The following is a 16490-nucleotide window of genomic DNA, read 5'->3' on the forward strand; positions in this document are numbered from 1 at the left end:
TTTAAATTCCTCACTATATTTCGCCATAAAAACACCCCCAAAAGTTAGTTTTTTACTCTAACTTTTGGGGGTCGGTACCTAGCAAGTCTCTTTTTCTATTTATTTTATTCTTGATTATCTCATGCTTTGTTTTCTCATCCATTGTGTGGCTATCCATTTTTCTCCTGCGATTACGGGTGCTCCACCGTGTAAGGTTCGTTCATTTAGGCTGTGATCCGAATAGAAATATTCAAAATACACCGCCATTCCCTTTTTCGGCGAAACGGAAAAATTAAGCTCCGGAAAGTAGGTTTCTCCCCCTTGTTCAACCTCATTTAGGTACATAACCAGCGTACTGATTCGATTGTTTTCGGATGCTTTGCTTGTAGTTGAGAAATAATCAAAATGAGCTTTGTACTCTTGTCCGGGTGTGTACTTTAGAACTTGGAGCCCTTCTGCATGTTCGACAGGGATGTTCATAATGCTCGATACTCGTTTTTCAATTGTAGTCAGAATGCTGTGTTCATTGCCTTCAAAAAACATGCCGCTGCTTGTTCGAATGTCATTTAATTCCCGGGAATATCCGATTTTCGAACGATGCATGTTATCTTTTGATAATCGAATGAGCTCGTAGCACTCTTCATCGCTCAAAACATTCCCTAATACTACCACGAGCGGTTCTTCCAGACGGGCAATGATATGAATCTCTCGATCTTCTGATTGAAATCGGTTTCCTACTTGATGAAAAATAGTTTGTTCGTTTATCTTTGTCAACGTGCATCTACTCCTTAGATGAGTTTAATTTCGGAACACGGCTTTCTGGATGTTTCATTATTATTATTATTATTATACTATAACTTTCTGTTTCTTTAATAAATTTTAAACTCTAATTATTGGAGGTGTTTTCAGGAGGGGACATTCGCTGCGTAACTTTTTTAACGAAAGCATAACAAAAGGACAGCCTACTAGCTGCACTTTTGTTATGCTTTAGCCTTGTCCTTTTTCTTGAAATACTCATATAATGATTTTAAGCTATTCGCATCTAATTCAATATCATTCTCATATGCATACTTGACGGCATATCCGAGAGTAAGCGTCATTCCTCCAGCGATGCTACCTCCTGCAACAGACCCAGCTCCAGGAACGAATTTAATCACCTGTCTGAAAAGTGTTTTTCCGATATTCCCGGTAATGGTTGCTATGGTTAGCTCTTTAGCGCGTTCCTTCGATAGTGGTTTTTCATAAAGGGTTGCAAGTTTAACTAATAATCCAACCTGAATACCGGTTAACGGAATAAAGTCTGAGCCTGGTATCGGAGCCGCACCTACAGCAGTTGCGGAACCTGAAGCAGCTAGAATCCACTTGTTGGCTGTTGAAGACTTTTCTTTTACAAGTCTGGCAAATTGTATTTCTTTATGTTTTTTTTTCAAAATACCCATTATTTCGTTTCGAAGCTTATCGATGTTTTCCCCTGTTCGAGAAGAAATTGGAACAACGTTATATTTATTTTTCGTATGCTGCTTTACATATTGAACAAGGCTTGGTATGTCATCTGCAGCATCGATTTTGTTTAAAACAAAAAGGATGTTTTTATTTTCCTTGGAAATCATTTCAAATGATCTCTTTTCCCCCTCTGAAAAAACTGTTCCAGCTGCATTTAGGAAAAATAGGATGACATCTGCATCTTTATAAAATTTCATTGTTTCTTCAGAGTTTTGACGATTAATATCATCCAGACCAGGTGTATCTGCGAAAATGATTTTGTCACGATATACATAGCGATCGATTCCTGTTGTTTCGCCTGGCTTGGCTCCAACTAAAGCAACCTCAGCGCCAATTATTTGATTTATTGTAGAGGACTTTCCCGTATTGACATCCCCGATCATGGCAAATAATATCTCTTTGTCCAACTGGGCATTGATACGATCTGTTTCTTGTTTATATGCATCATCAAATTCTTGTTCGTTAAATTGTGCCAAGATATCACATCCTTAATCATTATTTTACCAGATTAACCGAATGGTGACACGATTAAATATAACTGGATAAAATAAGCACAAACAGTTACCCATCTTGGCTACACGCGATTTGTAGATTGTTACAGGTAAAAATATAGAATGCGAACTAAGGTGAAATGATGAATTGTACGTGAACTCACCTACGGAAACACACTACGCGCACCTTAGGATGACCCGTGATCCTTCTTGAACTATCGTTCTGTAAAGTCTCACTCTGGCCACGTATCCTGCAGAGACTTCGCGCTTTTCCTCCGCTAAAAATTGGTTATTACTAACATCGTTTATCGCTACGAAGACGTTGCTCAAACCAGTCCGGAGCGATCTCGGACGGCGAAACTTGCTCAAACTCGGCAAATAATCATTGGTTCGCATTTTCCTTCATATACACAAAAAAAGCTATCGCCAGAATAGATCTGTACGACAGCTTCATTGGAAATATTATTCTTGCAATCCTTCTAATATCGAAAGATTAATCATCCCATCAATATCATTACTTGAAACATATTCAGCTTCTAAACTGATATCTGCCATTTCTTGAATCACTTGTTCATTAACAGCGGTCGTAACTTCCAAGTTATTAAATGCTGCTTCTACTTCGTCAGCATTAAGCTCTTGGCCAGTGAGCTCTTTCAAATGCTCAATAACTAATGTTTGGCTTTCCTCTGGGTTTTCTTGGATGAACTCGACTGCTCGAAGGTGAGCTTTTAGGTACGACTCCGTCAATGCTTCGTTTTCCATGAAATTCTCCGAAGCAGCAACTACTGTATTGGTAGATTCTTTCCCCCAAGCGAATTCGTCCCAGTCAAGTAGCTTTTGGCCATTTGCTTGCGTTTCTAGTACATAGCCCCATGGTTCCTGTGTTGCAGCAGCGTGTACAGAATCCTGTGAGAAAAGGGTAGTTGTGTCTGCAGGGGCAGCCGCATATAGCTCAACAGTTCCACCGCTTGTAGTCGGTGATAAATCAACCTCTTGTAGTGCTTTACGAAGCATTACATCCTGTGTACTTCCAATAACAGGTATAGCAACACGCTTTCCATCTAAATCAGCAAGCTCGGTAACACCACTATCACTATCTGCAACTAAAACAGCGCCCCCATTAACAGCGCCAGATATAATATGATAGCTTGGATCTTTGACATAGATATTTAGTAATGGACCAGGGCCAACTGTACCAACATCAATTGCGTTTGTAGCCATAGCTTCCATAAACAATCCACCATTATTTACCGTTTTTGTATGAAGTGTAATATCTTCACCAAATTCTTCTTCAAAGTAACCATTCTCTAAACCAACAATTGTTGCAATATGTGTTAAATTCGGAAAGTAGCCGATGGTAACTTCATCTGTTTCGCTATTTTCCGAAGAGCCACCACATGCTGCCAAAAAGACCAACATAGCTACTAAAATCATGCCTAGCATCGATTTTTTATTCATTTTAAACCCTCCAACTGTCATACAAATTTTCATAGATTCAAATGTTTTAAGAAGATAATCCCCATTTTTTCTGAACACTTCGATCAAGTTTTGAGAAAACAACATTGTCAATAATCGTTCCAATAATTGCGATGATAATCATCACAGATATAACTAAATCCATTTGACCAAGCGAACGTCCTGTTTCAAGTAAATGTCCAAGTCCACCACCAGCACCTAATAATTCCCCGGCCATCAATGCACGCCAAGAAAATGCCCAAGCTAACCGCATGCCAGAAATAATTTGTGGGACGGATGCAGGGATAATAACGGTTCGTAATAGATGAAATCCACTGGATCCAAATGTTTTGGCAACCCGTTGATAGAGGGGAGGTACATTTTTAAATCCACTTGTTGTATTCATGGTCATCGTCCACGTTGCGCCAATTGTAACAACAAAAAGGATTGCTGCTTCGCCAAGACCAAACCAGACAATTGCAAGTGGTAACCAGACAATGCTTGGGATGGATTGCAATGCGACGACAAGGAAACCAAGTGTATCGTCGATTAGTTTAAATCGCCAAATTAAATAACCAAGGAAAAGTCCAAGCGTTGACGCGATAATAAATCCGAAGAGTAATCGACCGATACTTCGAAACATGGCTTCGGTAATTTGCCCCCCAATAATTCCTGTAACCAATGTCTCAAGCACTTGGAGTACTCCTGGAAACATAAAGTCAGGAACGGGTGAAAGTCTAGATGCCACTTCCCATATCACCGCTAGTATCGCGATGAACAGAACCCGTCTTAAAGCTGTAATCATCTCCAAGCTCCTCCTTTAGCACTTTTTCCATTTCTTCTTCTAATGCTGCAAGAATCTTTTGTTCCAGATCAAGCGTAACGCCGTCTGGTGTTATCCCATCCTGCGTTGTTTTGACGGGAAACGTTGTCTTAATGTTTCCGGGACGCGTTCCCATAACAATAATTTTTTGGGATAAAAGCACTGCTTCTCGTATATTATGCGTAACAAATAAAACAGTCACTTTGGTTCTTCTCCATATTTCAAGCAGCTCATGATGCAGTGTCATTCTTGTCTGTTCATCTAATGCAGCGAATGGTTCATCCATTAATAAAATATCCGGGTCCATAACGAGTGCTCGTGCAATCGATACGCGATGCTTCATTCCACCAGATAGCTGATGGGGATAAGCATCAACATAGTTACTTAAATGAACAAGCTTCAGCATTTCAAGTGCTTTTTGTTCCGCCTCTTTTTTTGGCATTTTTTTCAGAAGTAATCCATAAGTTACATTATCAAGAACTGTTGCCCATGGGAAAAGTCCATCCTCTTGAAATACAACTACTCTATCCGGGCCTGGTTTATTTACAGCTTCTCCATCTACTTCAATCTTTCCTTTTGATGCTTTTTCCAGACCGGAAATTAAATATAGTAACGTGGATTTTCCACAGCCTGAAGGGCCAACAATCGATACAAATTGCCCCTTTTCTATGTGGAAGCTAATATCATCCAAAACCTTTATCTCGCTGTTCATATTATTTCGAAAGCTTTTTTCAACACCTTCTAGTGAGAGGTACATTATTTTCACCGCTCCTTACTAATTCTCAGTAATATTATAGGTTTTATTATAATATGTAGCCAACAGGTAAATTTGTCAACTAAATAATTTTTAAAGCGATTTCATTGACAGTGTTTTGTTTGGGCGGTAAACTAATGTGGTGAGGATAGATTATGTTATAATGGTATCAAATATATACAAAAGTGAGGAGAAGCATAATGAATAATACAATGGTTGAGAAAAACAGTCAGCTTGGTCAGATTCTTTCTGATATGGGGCGTGTAATGGTTGCGTTTTCAGGTGGAGTGGATAGTTCATTTCTATTAAAGCGTGCCCAGCAGGAGTTAGGGGACAATGTGCTTGCGGTAGTAGTAGCATCGGAGCTTTTCCGTCAGGAGGAATTTGATGGAGCAGTGAAGCTTGCTGAAAAAATGGGTGTACAAGTTTTAAAGACAGAAATGAAGGAATTGAATAATCCAGCAATTGTGGCAAATACACCGGACAGCTGGTACCATAGTAAAAAAATGCTTTACATGCATCTAAATGATTTAGCAGAAGAACTAGGTTATCCGTATGTATTGGATGGTATGATTATGGATGATATGGATGATTTTCGTCCAGGTTTGAAAGCGAGAACAGAAGAAGGCGCACGTAGTGTTTTACAGGAAGCAGGCCTTTATAAACACGAAATCCGTGAGTTGTCGAAGCAATTGGATGTACCTGTATGGAATAAGCCAGCATCATGCAGCTTAGCTTCTAGATTCCCATATGGAACAGAAATTAATCGTCAAAAAATTAGCCAAGTAAATGATGCGGAGCTTTTCTTAATTAAACTTGGTTTTGATATGGTCCGTGTGCGCTATCATGAAAATGTTGCTAGAATTGAAGTGACAGAGGATAAGGTTGTAGATTTACTCAAGCAACGCGAGCAAATTCAAATGAAACTTGTATCATTAGGATTTGATTACGTTTCCGTTGATTTAAAAGGCTATCGTACAGGAAGCATGAACGAAGTATTACCGAAAAAGCAATTAGAAACTGAAGTAGGTTAAAAATAAGAAGCCGTTCATTACCTAAAAGGTATGGACGGCTCCTTTTTTATTTTAAAACATAAGCTTATATACTCTCCGTTTATCGATTCATTTGAACTAATAGCTGTTGGTATGCCGTAGCTTCCTCCTGTTGCCCAAGCTGGTCATAAATTTTAGATAAATACGATACTGGCTTTGGATTATTTGGGTGCATTTCCATTTCCCATTTGAAGCAGTCAATTGATTTTTCTAATTGCTGAAAATGGACATAGAGTTCACCTAAGGCAAATTGCTGATCGGGATCTTCTGTCATTGCTTGCATTTTTATTAGCTTCCGTTCAATCGGTAAATGGAATTTGGCATTACGAAAAGCCTCGAGCCAGTCTAAAATGTCATCTAGCGAATAATGGTTTAAAAAGGCAGTTACGAATGGGGTGACTAGCCTCTCTAATAGACGAGCATCGGAGCGGCATAACGAAAGCAATCTTGTTTTAGATAGATCCATGTAGGAAGAAAGTACATCAGAATCAGCTTGCTCAAATCGCGTGATAATAATGTCCAACTGTTCAGGGGTAGGCTGGAAATCCGTGTTAAATAGAAAGTCTGCAAAGTCATTTGTTTTTTCAGTTGTTAAGAGCAGTTGCATTCGTTTTTCTTTGATAATTGGGAGTTGCTTTAATTCGCGTAAACACAAGAGTTGATCGTCTAAGGAGAAGTTTTCCAATAGATGTAAGGTGGCGCTAATGTTTTCCTCTGAATCATGAACTTGGAGCAGTTCACTTCTAACCGCAAGCTCATCGAGAAGGCGGTTTTGTTTACGGTACATTTGGAGAAGTAGTTCAAGTAAACGTTGATTATCTTTAAAAATTGGGAAGGAAGATTCGAAATAAATTGGGTCTTTTTCGTAAAGCTTTGTCATGTCTTGATAGATTGGTTTATAGGTTTGATATTGCAGGTTGTGCAACATATCATAGCTGAATTTATTGTTCGGGTATGCTTGACCATAGCATTTCAAAAGTTGGTAGGCAGCGAAATGTTGGCCATTTCTACGGTATTCATAAAATGTTTGTTTAAATAACTTATGGATGGAATCTAACTTTGTAAATGAATCAAAATAGGAAAAAATGAGTGCAGTTTCAAGATTGGAGTAGTGTTTTTGAATGTTCTTATATAGTTGATTAAACGTGATTAGGTGGAATGATTTCTGATTCTTGATTAAAGTAGTGGTAATCGGATGTTCTCCTCGGAAATAAATCCCGTTTTTAAATGCATGATGAACATGGGAATTTATTTTGATTTGGTTACGTTTTGCTCCATTAATAAAATTATTTTTATAAAAAACTAAATAGTAATAGTTACTATTCTCATCGGTGGCTTCTAACACTTTACTTTGTTTGTAGAAAACGAGCTGTGCTGCGGTTAGGCGAATTTTTTTCTTATTCATCTGTACTTGAAATTGCATATCTGTCATTTTAGAACCTCCTCCTATTAGTTTTATCTTAACATACGGAAGCGATTTCAACGAATTTGGATATTTCTAATTTTTTTATGTTCTGATATAATGATTAGAAGTTAGTATCAGGTTCTAAATGGAGGTTATAAAATGAATAAAGAACATCTAATGGCACCAAAAACGTATAATATTGTGATGGAAATAGAAAAATATGCCGGTGAAGCAAGTCGTAAGGCGATTGTATGGGAGGATGAACACGGAAATCAGAAAGAAATTACATACCAATTACTTATGCAAAATGCAAACCGAATAGGAAACATCTTTCTTGAACAAGGGCTTAAGAAAGGTGATAAATTATTAGTCATGATGCCTCGAATTATTGAGACCTATGAAGTATATCTTGCTGCATTAAAGGTAGGGATTATTATTATTCCTTCTTCAGAAATGTTGCGGACAAAAGATTTACAATACCGGATAACGCACGGTGAAGTAAGTGGTATTGTAAGTTATGCTGATTATGTCGGTCAATTCACAGATATAGAAGAGTACCAAGAGCTTGTGAAATTTTCTGTTGGTAATAAGGCAGAAGATTGGAGATTACTTGATGAAATGAAGGACAAGGCATCGGATGAGCTAGAGATGGTAGCAACTACAAGGGATGATATCGCATTTTTACCTTACACTTCTGGGACAACAGGAAATCCTAAAGCAGTAATGCATTCACATGGTTGGGGGTATGCACATATGCAAACAGCTCCAGCAAACTGGTTGAGCATACAAGACGGCGATACAGTATGGGCAACGGCAGCTCCAGGCTGGCAGAAATGGGTATGGAGCCCGTTTTTATCCGTACTTGGTTCAGGTGCAACAGGCTTTGTCTATAGTGGAAAATTTAATCCTAAAAAATATCTAACCTTATTAGAGAATCATAAAATCAAGGTATTCTGCTGTACACCGACAGAATACCGATTAATGGCCAAGCTGGATAATCTCTCAGACTATAATCTTTCTGCGTTACATAGTGCAGTTTCTGCTGGAGAGCCGTTAAATCGTGAAGTGATTGACCAATTTGAAAAGAACTTTGGTGTTACCGTACGAGATGGTTACGGACAAACGGAGAATACGCTCCTCCTTGGATTTTTAAAAGGAATGGATGTAAAGCCTGGATCGATGGGGAAACCGACACCGGGAAATGATGTACAGCTAATCGATGAGGATTGTAATCCAGTTTCTGTTGGAACAGTTGGTGATATTGCAATCCCATTGGATACACCAGCATTATTTAAAGCATATTATAAGGAACCAGAACGTACTAAGAAATCCCAGCGCGGTAATTTTTATATTACCGGAGACCAAGCAAAAATGGACGAGGAAGGTTACTTCTGGTTTGAGGGTAGAAATGACGACATTATTGTTAGCTCCGGTTATACAATTGGGCCATTTGAGGTGGAAGATGCTTTAACAAAACATCCAGCAGTAAAAGAGTGTGCGGTAGTTGCAAGTCCAGATGAAATCCGTGGAAATGTTGTAAAAGCATTCATTGTACTCCAAGAGAGTGTGGAAGTGAATCATCCTGATTTAATAAAAGAATTACAAAACCACGTGAAGCAGTCAACTGCACCGTATAAATACCCAAGGAAAATCGAGTTTATTGAAGAACTTCCAAAAACCGCTTCCGGAAAAATTCGCCGGGTAGAATTAAGACAATATGAGAAAGAAAATGCATAATATATGTCGAGCGGAGGGATAATCAATCTCTTCGTTTTCTTTTTATTAAATGAAAATCTGCTGTTTGCTTCACTTTTAGCATAAGAACATTGTGAAGTACGATGGATAATTTTTTACTAATCATGTAGATATGGATTGTTTATTCTACATAGCATTTAACGTGATAAAATGGCAGAAAGGGAGTGGGAAGATGAAAATAGTAGATACACATTGCGACGCACTTTTAAAGCTACAGCATGCAAAAAGAGAACAACACGGTAACCAGATCCCTCTTGATTTTCGTAATGCTCCACAAATACAAACGAATTTAGCGCGTTTAACGGAAGGAAATGTGATGCTTCAATTTTTTGCAATTTTTATTCCACCCCATGTACCATCAGATGAAAAATGGCAGCATGCTTTGGAACAAATTGATCTATTTCATACAGAGATTATCGATAGAAACCCGGAGATGAAGCATATTAAAAAGTGGAGTGAAATAGCTTCTTTGAAGTCAGGAGAAATTGGAGCGGTGTTGACGCTAGAAGGTGCGGATGCATTTGGAAATGATTTGATGAAGCTTCGGCATCTATACCGCTTTGGCGTTCTATCTATCGGAATAACGTGGAACAATGCTAATCTTTGTGCGGACGGAGCAGAGGAACCCCGTGGAGCAGGATTAACTTTACTCGGTAAAGAAGTCGTTCAATTGAATAACAATCACGGTGTTTTTACGGACGTTGCACATGCAACGGTGAAAGGTTTTTGGGACATCATGGAGCTTGCAGATTTTCCCATTGCCAGTCATAGCAACGCAAGAGCAATTTGCGATCACCCAAGGAACCTAGATGATGAACAGCTCAAAGCAATGATTACAAACAATGGACTTATTCATGTCGTCTTTTACCCACCCTTTATTAATGAAGGTAAGGAAGAAGCTCAAATGAATGAGTTGCTGAAACATATTGACCATATTTGTGCACTTGGTGGAGTGAAGCATATCGGATTCGGTTCGGATTTTGACGGGATATCAAACTTTGTTACTGGATTAGAGGATGCTTCGTGTTATCCAACTTTCATTGAAAAACTTCTACATTATTATTCAGAGGAAGAAGTTAGAGGTTTTGCTTATCAAAACTTTATTAATCATCGTTTGATTAGAGGATCATGTTAACTTGAAACAAAGGTTTTGAAATTACGGACAAATTTCGATATATTAGATGAGTTAAACTACATATTCAAATAAGGAGAAAACAGCACATGAGAATGCAGAAGAAATCGTATGTTTTAATTATTTTAATTGGCTTGCTAAGTATGGCGCTTGTTGCTTGTGCAAGTGAACCTAATGATGTAGATGAATCTGGGGAAGGGAATTCGGATGAACAAGCAGCACAAGGTGGCGATTTGATAATTGCCAAGCAATCTGATGCGGTATCATTGGATCCAGCTGCTTCCAATGATACACCGTCCAGTGATGTGCAACGTAATATCTTTGAAACCCTCGTAACGCAAGATGAAAATATGGAGAATCAGCCATTGCTTGCTGAAAGCTGGGAGCAAATCGACGACACAACATGGGAATTTAAGCTTCGTGAAGGAGTGACATTCCATGACGGTTCTGAATTTAATGCGGAAGTTGTTAAAGCGAATATCGACCGTACACTTGATCCAGAGGTTGGATCACCACGAGCGATTATGTACAATATGATTACGGAAGTAGAAGTAATTGACGATTATACGGTTCACTTTGAAACAGCATATCCTTTTGCTCCGCTTCCAGCTCATCTTGCACATCCAGGTGGTGTGATGATTTCTAAGGAGCAAATCGAAGAAGATTATGCTGCAATGGAGGATGGTGAAAACCCTGGAACGGTCATAAGCGCTAACCCACAAGGAACAGGACCATTTGTATATGACGAATGGCAAGCAGGTCAATATGTTCGTTTGTTAAAAAATGAGGATTATTGGGGTGATCCTGCATTACTTGATTCTGTAACATTTAAAGTTGTTGCGGAAGATTTGACTCGTATTGCTGAACTAGAAACTGGGGATGCGGATATTACGAATCCATTAAGCCCATCAGATGTTAGCCAAATTGAAGCAGCAGATGGTTTATCCGTACAACGTCAAGAAAGCTCTGCATTATCTTATTTAGGATTTAATATGGCAAAAGAACCATTTGATGATGAACGTGTGAGACAAGCGATATCGATGGCTGTTGATAAAGGACAAATTATTGACGGGATTTATGATGGAATAGGAACACCTGCAAAAGGTCCAATCGCACCAAATGTTTTCGGGTATAGTGAAGATGTTGCTGGGCTCGATTACAATGTGGAAGCTGCAAAAGAATTGTTAGCTGAAGCGGGTTTTGAAGATGGCTTCACAACAACCATTTGGACAAACGATGATCGACAGCGAATTGATACCGCAACTAATATTCAAGCGCAGCTTAGTGAAATTGGAATTGATGCTGAGGTAGAAATCCTGGAATGGGGAGCAATGCTTGAGCAAACGGCTAATGGGGAACATGATATGTTTGTTTTTGGCTGGACAACCGTTACTGGTGATGCAGATAATGGTTTATATCCGTTATTACACTCAGACAATCTTGGTAATGCTGGAAATCGTACATTTACCGAAGATACAGAGTTAGATGAATTATTAGATCAAGCACGCCAAACTGTTGATCCGAATGAACGATTAGAACTCTACCGTCAGGTGCAGGAAATACTAGTTGAAATCGCACCAATGGTTTACATTCATCATCAAGAATATTTAATGGGTGTAAACGAAGACGTAAGAGGCCTAACGCAAATGCCGACACAGCTTTTAAACCTGAAAGATGTATATATGGAACAGTAAAACAACTCCTTCTAAGGTGAGGCATCTTAGAAGGAGTTGTTTGTTTTTAGGAATAAATAGAATGAATGGGATGGGGTATTATTTCACGATGTAAGAAATTTAAATAACGTGCAAGCACCTCATTACCAAACTTTTTATTAACGTTGACACAAAAAGTAGAAAGTATAATACTAATAAACATATGCTCTATATTCTGAAAGGATATATGTGGCATGCATACATAAATTAAAGGGGTACATGACCATGAAGCAACTATGGGGAAAAGTTTCATTAAAAGGTCAAGTGATGTTATTTACTAGTCTCATTGTCTTAATTTCGCTCCTGATATTGAGTGCGTTTGTTGCTCATAATCAAAGTAAGAACACAAGGGAATATCTAGCCGAAAAGGTTCAGATTAGTGCAAGTCACATTGCTTATAGTGCACTTATTCAAGATTCGCTTCTAATTGGAGAACCCAATCAGGAACTAATAGATTACGTCGAGCTTGTTCGAGAAGAAAATGACTTTTTATATATTGTCATAATGGATAATCAAAAAATTCGTTTTACCCATCCAGATCATGAAAAAATTGGGCAAACCTTTGTTGGGTCAGATGCTGAAGAAGTTTTTAATGGTGAAAAATATACATCAGAGGATATAGGCACATTAGGACCGTCCATGAGGGCTTTTCATCCAGTTTGGGATCGTGAAGGGAATCAAATTGGAGCTGTTTCTGTTGGGATTGCAACAAAATCGATTCAAGAAGCTGTCCTAGAAAATCAAATTATCTTAATTATGATTACCGCGATAAGCTTAATCCTTGGTCTTATTGGTGCTTGGTATCTAGCTAATCGGATGAAAAAAACATTAAATGGAATGGAACCAAAAGAAATTGCTTTAGCTGTTCAAGAAAGAAATTCCATGCTTGAAGCTGTAAACGATGGGATATTAGCAATTAATAACAGGGGTGAAGTCCTTTTAGCCAATGATACAGCTCAGCAATTTTTAAGACGTACAGGCTACCGAGGTCAATACGAACACACTTCGATTGATCTCATCTGGCCAGAGTTAAAACTTCAAGAAGCAATAACGGCAAAATCTCCTGGCAATCATGAATTAATCAAAAAAGGGGATGTCGAAGTGATTGTCACGAGAGTTCCCATGTATGTCAATAATCAATGTGTCGGAGCACTGGCAACCTTCAATGAACGAAGCCAACTTCACGACATAATGAGGGATCTGATTGGAGCGGAAGTGTATGCCCATAGCTTGAGAAGTGAAACACATGAATTTATGAATAAACTTCATATCATTCAAGCGATGGTTGAAACAGAATCCTATGAAGAATTAAAAGATTATATTGCAGATATATCTGAGCGTTACCATTTGAAAACAGCGAGTGCTGTAAGTCAAGTCGGACAGCTAGTTGAAGATGTGAGTATTGCACACTACTTATCTAAAAGAATTGGTTGGATGGAACAAATGGGGGTTAATGTTCATATCCAAAGTGGGATACCTTGGCCAAGCATGAATACGGATTTCATTGATACTTGGGTTACGGTGATCGGGAATACCTTTGATAATGCATGGGAAGCGATGAAGCAGAAGGAGCATAGAAATCTGACACTCACCTTAAAACAAGTCGGTGGTGTGCTTCGTTATGTGATTGAAGACAATGGCATTGGTTTTTCAGCAAGCGAGCAACAAGTTTTAGTAACTACCAAAAAAGGTGATCACGGATATGGAATAGCCAATATCCAAAAGAAAATTCAGCTGCTTCATGGAACATTAGACATTTTATCTGAAAAAGATAAAGGGACTATTATTACGGTTCACATCCCTTATACAGAAAGGAGTTAAGCAAATGATTAAGGTTGCAATGATTGAAGATGATTTAGATGTTAGTCGATTTCACCGTCTGTTTTTAAATAAAATAGACGGGTTTGAGCTTATATTTGATGCACATACGCTTGAGGATGGATTGAAAAAACTGAAGCAAATTCAGCCTGATTTACTCCTGCTTGATGTTTATATCGGCACGACAAATGGTCTCGACCTACTAAAACAAATTCGGGCAGAAGGAATAGATTTGGATGTGATCTTAATTACTTCAGCTAATGATGCGGAAACAGTTCAAACCGGCCACCGATTTGGTGTGGTCGATTATTTAATCAAACCATTTTCTTTTAAACGTTTTCAAAAAGCTTTAAATCGTTACCGTTTAAACAGACTTGATAAAAGTGAAATCTTTTCACAGCAAGAGGTTGACCGACTATTCCATAAAGGCGGACAAAATAAAGTCTATACGCTGCCAAAAGGAATTACGAAAGAAACAGCCTTTCGTGTCATGCGATGTTTAATTGAAACAAATGACTGGCTTACCGCAACGGAGCTTGCTGAAAAATGTTCCATATCACACGTCTCTCTACGTAAGTATCTGCGTTTTTTCGAGGAAGAAAAATTAATTGAAACACAATTAATTTACCAAGTTTTAGGGCGACCATTACAAAAATATAAAGCTACATTAGACGCGCCTTTATTTTTAGAAGCTGGTTTCATTTAATTAAATAAACTAGACGTACCCTATATTTTAATGAATAATGTAGTAAACGCTTTCAAAAAACGAAAAAGAGGTGGATATGATGAAACAAGACTTTGCACTTGTATGGGACAAAATGTGGCGGCAGCATAAGAAAACAAAAGATGCACTTAATGTGTTTTCTTATGCTAAGAAAAATAGCCAAGCCTTAAAAAAGGAGTCAGGTGATTATGAAAAACTGAATCAAAAAGAGGTTAAGCCAAATAAACCAAATGAGAAAAAACCTTACTCAAAAGGTCAACAGGTCGGGTTAATATTAGGACCGATGTTGTTTGTTTTAACACTAATTTTCTTCTATCCAGAGGGACTATCAACAGAAGGAAGGTTTGTATTAGCATCTACTTTATGGATTGCTACTTGGTGGATTACAGAAGCGATCCCAATTCCTGTGACGTCCTTAATGCCCCTTATTTTATTGCCACTGACAGGAAGTATGGAAGGTTCTGAGGTTGCTTCTGCTTACGGAAATGATATTATTTTCTTGTTTTTAGGTGGTTTCTTTATTGCGACGGCGATGGAAAAATGGAATTTACATAGAAGAATCGCCCTGTTTATCATAGCTGTTATCGGAACGAGTACACAACGGATTTTGCTCGGATTCATGTCCGCTACTGCCTTTTTATCGATGTGGGTTTCTAATACAGCGGCGGTAATGATGATGATTCCAATGGCTCTTGCAATCACTGCACAAGTAGCTGCTACACTTAAAGGTCAGAAAGATGGATCAGATTTGCCGAAATTTGAAAAATCAATGCTCTTCGGAGTTGGTTATGCGGGGACAATTGGTGGTTTTGCTACCTTAATCGGGACACCTCCTACTATAATCTTTGCCGGACAGGTTAGAGAACTATTTGGCATAGAAATTTCCTTTGCATCATGGATGTTGTTTGCAACACCACTGATGATCATAATCCTGCTTTGTACGTGGTACTATTTAGCAAAAATTGCTTTTAAGATTGATCTTAAACACATTCCGGGTGGGAAAGAATTGATCCAAGATGAGAGAAAGAAGCTTGGGAAAATTTCTTATGAAGAAGGCGTTGTTGCAGCTATCTTTGTTTTTGCTGCTTTTATGTGGATTTCAAAAGATTTTTTCTGGAGCGGAGAAAGTGCACTGATTTACCAATTACCAGGAATTTCAGATGGGATGATTGCCATGATGGCAACTATTCTATTATTCTTAATCCCTGCGAAAATGAGTCCGCGTGTGCTCGAGTGGGCTGATTCAAAAGACATTCCCTGGGGCGTGTTGTTATTGTTTGGTGGAGGGCTTGCTATTGCCGCAGGTTTCCAATCAAGTGGCTTATCTAGTTGGTTAGGAGAACAGCTTACAATACTTGATGGTCTCCACATCTTTATCATTATTGCTGGTGCAACTTTATTAATTATGATGTTAACAGAAATCACATCTAATACAGCAACAGCGACTATGATCATGCCAATTTTAGCTGCTTTAGCGGTTGCGATTGATGTTCACCCAATTGCTTTAATGGCTCCATGTGCTATTGCTGCTAACTGTGCATTTATGCTGCCGGTTGGAACTCCGCCAAATGCGATTATATTCGGGACTGGTAAACTAAAAATTATCGAAATGGTAAAAACAGGATTTTCTTTAAATGTGTTCTCAACGATACTCATTGTTTTATTTGCTTATTTCATGTTACCACTCGTCTTCGGTATTGATTTGACAACCTTTCCAGAAGGTTTAATAAAATAAAGTAGTGACACAGGTTAATTCAGAACCGTATAAAATTCCTTCTAAGAAAGTAGATTCTTAGAAGGAATTCTTATGTCTTTTGAAAACCCCTGGCTATGCCGGGGGTTCCATAGAGCTTCCAGCGAGGTATTAAAAAAAAGCCTCACTTCGTG

General features: G+C 38.4%; 13 protein-coding genes. 7 read left to right on the forward strand and 6 right to left on the reverse strand.

Annotated elements, in window-relative coordinates; genetic code table 11:
• Positions 1-114 precede the first annotated feature (114 nt).
• The 5 genes from F1560_RS05995 to F1560_RS06015 form a co-directional block, all read right to left on the reverse strand.
• Positions 115-753, reverse strand: a complete 639-nt coding sequence (locus F1560_RS05995) for a 2OG-Fe(II) oxygenase (RefSeq protein ID WP_149473733.1) — start codon at positions 751-753, stop codon at positions 115-117.
• 206 nt (positions 754-959) lie between these two features.
• The gene (locus tag F1560_RS06000) at positions 960-1958 is read right to left on the reverse strand and encodes a GTPase (protein WP_149473734.1); all 999 of its coding nucleotides are present in this window, start codon (positions 1956-1958) and stop codon (positions 960-962) included.
• Between the two features lie 477 nt (positions 1959-2435).
• Positions 2436-3392 (reverse strand): ABC transporter substrate-binding protein, encoded by a 957-nt coding sequence (locus F1560_RS06005; RefSeq protein WP_245347913.1) that lies wholly within the window; start codon positions 3390-3392, stop codon positions 2436-2438.
• Between the two features lie 85 nt (positions 3393-3477).
• A complete protein-coding gene (locus F1560_RS06010; protein ID WP_149473736.1) occupies positions 3478-4233 on the reverse strand; it encodes an ABC transporter permease in 756 nt (251 codons plus the stop codon).
• Positions 4166-5008, reverse strand: a complete 843-nt coding sequence (locus tag F1560_RS06015) for an ABC transporter ATP-binding protein (RefSeq protein WP_149473744.1) — start codon at positions 5006-5008, stop codon at positions 4166-4168. Before F1560_RS06015 ends, F1560_RS06010 begins: the two co-directional genes overlap by 68 nt.
• 197 nt (positions 5009-5205) lie before the next feature.
• On the opposite strand from F1560_RS06015, the gene larE reads away from it, so the two are divergent.
• A complete protein-coding gene (larE, locus tag F1560_RS06020) occupies positions 5206-6039 on the forward strand; it encodes an ATP-dependent sacrificial sulfur transferase LarE (RefSeq protein WP_420874462.1) in 834 nt (277 codons plus the stop codon).
• A gap of 79 nt (positions 6040-6118) precedes the next feature.
• Here larE and F1560_RS06025 read toward each other — a convergent pair whose 3' ends face one another.
• On the reverse strand, positions 6119-7489 hold the full coding sequence (locus tag F1560_RS06025) for a tetratricopeptide repeat protein (RefSeq protein ID WP_149473737.1): 1371 nt from the start codon (positions 7487-7489) through the stop codon (positions 6119-6121).
• 132 nt (positions 7490-7621) lie between these two features.
• Between F1560_RS06025 and mbcS the strand changes: the two genes are divergently transcribed.
• The 6 genes from mbcS to F1560_RS06055 all read left to right on the forward strand — a co-directional run bounded on the left by mbcS (position 7622) and on the right by F1560_RS06055 (position 16338).
• Positions 7622-9199, forward strand: a complete 1578-nt coding sequence (mbcS, locus tag F1560_RS06030) for an acyl-CoA synthetase MbcS (protein ID WP_149473738.1) — start codon at positions 7622-7624, stop codon at positions 9197-9199.
• A 190-nt stretch (positions 9200-9389) separates the two neighbouring features.
• Positions 9390-10352 (forward strand): dipeptidase, encoded by a 963-nt coding sequence (locus F1560_RS06035; protein ID WP_149473739.1) that lies wholly within the window; start codon positions 9390-9392, stop codon positions 10350-10352.
• 86 nt (positions 10353-10438) lie between these two features.
• Positions 10439-12043 (forward strand): glutathione ABC transporter substrate-binding protein, encoded by a 1605-nt coding sequence (locus F1560_RS06040; protein WP_149473740.1) that lies wholly within the window; start codon positions 10439-10441, stop codon positions 12041-12043.
• A gap of 243 nt (positions 12044-12286) precedes the next feature.
• A complete protein-coding gene (locus F1560_RS06045) occupies positions 12287-13882 on the forward strand; it encodes an ATP-binding protein (protein WP_149473741.1) in 1596 nt (531 codons plus the stop codon).
• Between the two features lie 4 nt (positions 13883-13886).
• Positions 13887-14585 (forward strand): response regulator, encoded by a 699-nt coding sequence (locus F1560_RS06050; RefSeq protein ID WP_149473742.1) that lies wholly within the window; start codon positions 13887-13889, stop codon positions 14583-14585.
• A 79-nt stretch (positions 14586-14664) separates the two neighbouring features.
• Entirely contained in the window at positions 14665-16338 is a 1674-nt protein-coding gene (locus F1560_RS06055) for an SLC13 family permease (protein ID WP_149473743.1), read from the forward strand.
• Positions 16339-16490: the final 152 nt, after the last annotated feature.

Origin of the sequence: Oceanobacillus polygoni, assembly GCF_008304605.1 — a bacterium.
GTDB lineage: Bacteria > Bacillota > Bacilli > Bacillales > Amphibacillaceae > Oceanobacillus > Oceanobacillus polygoni.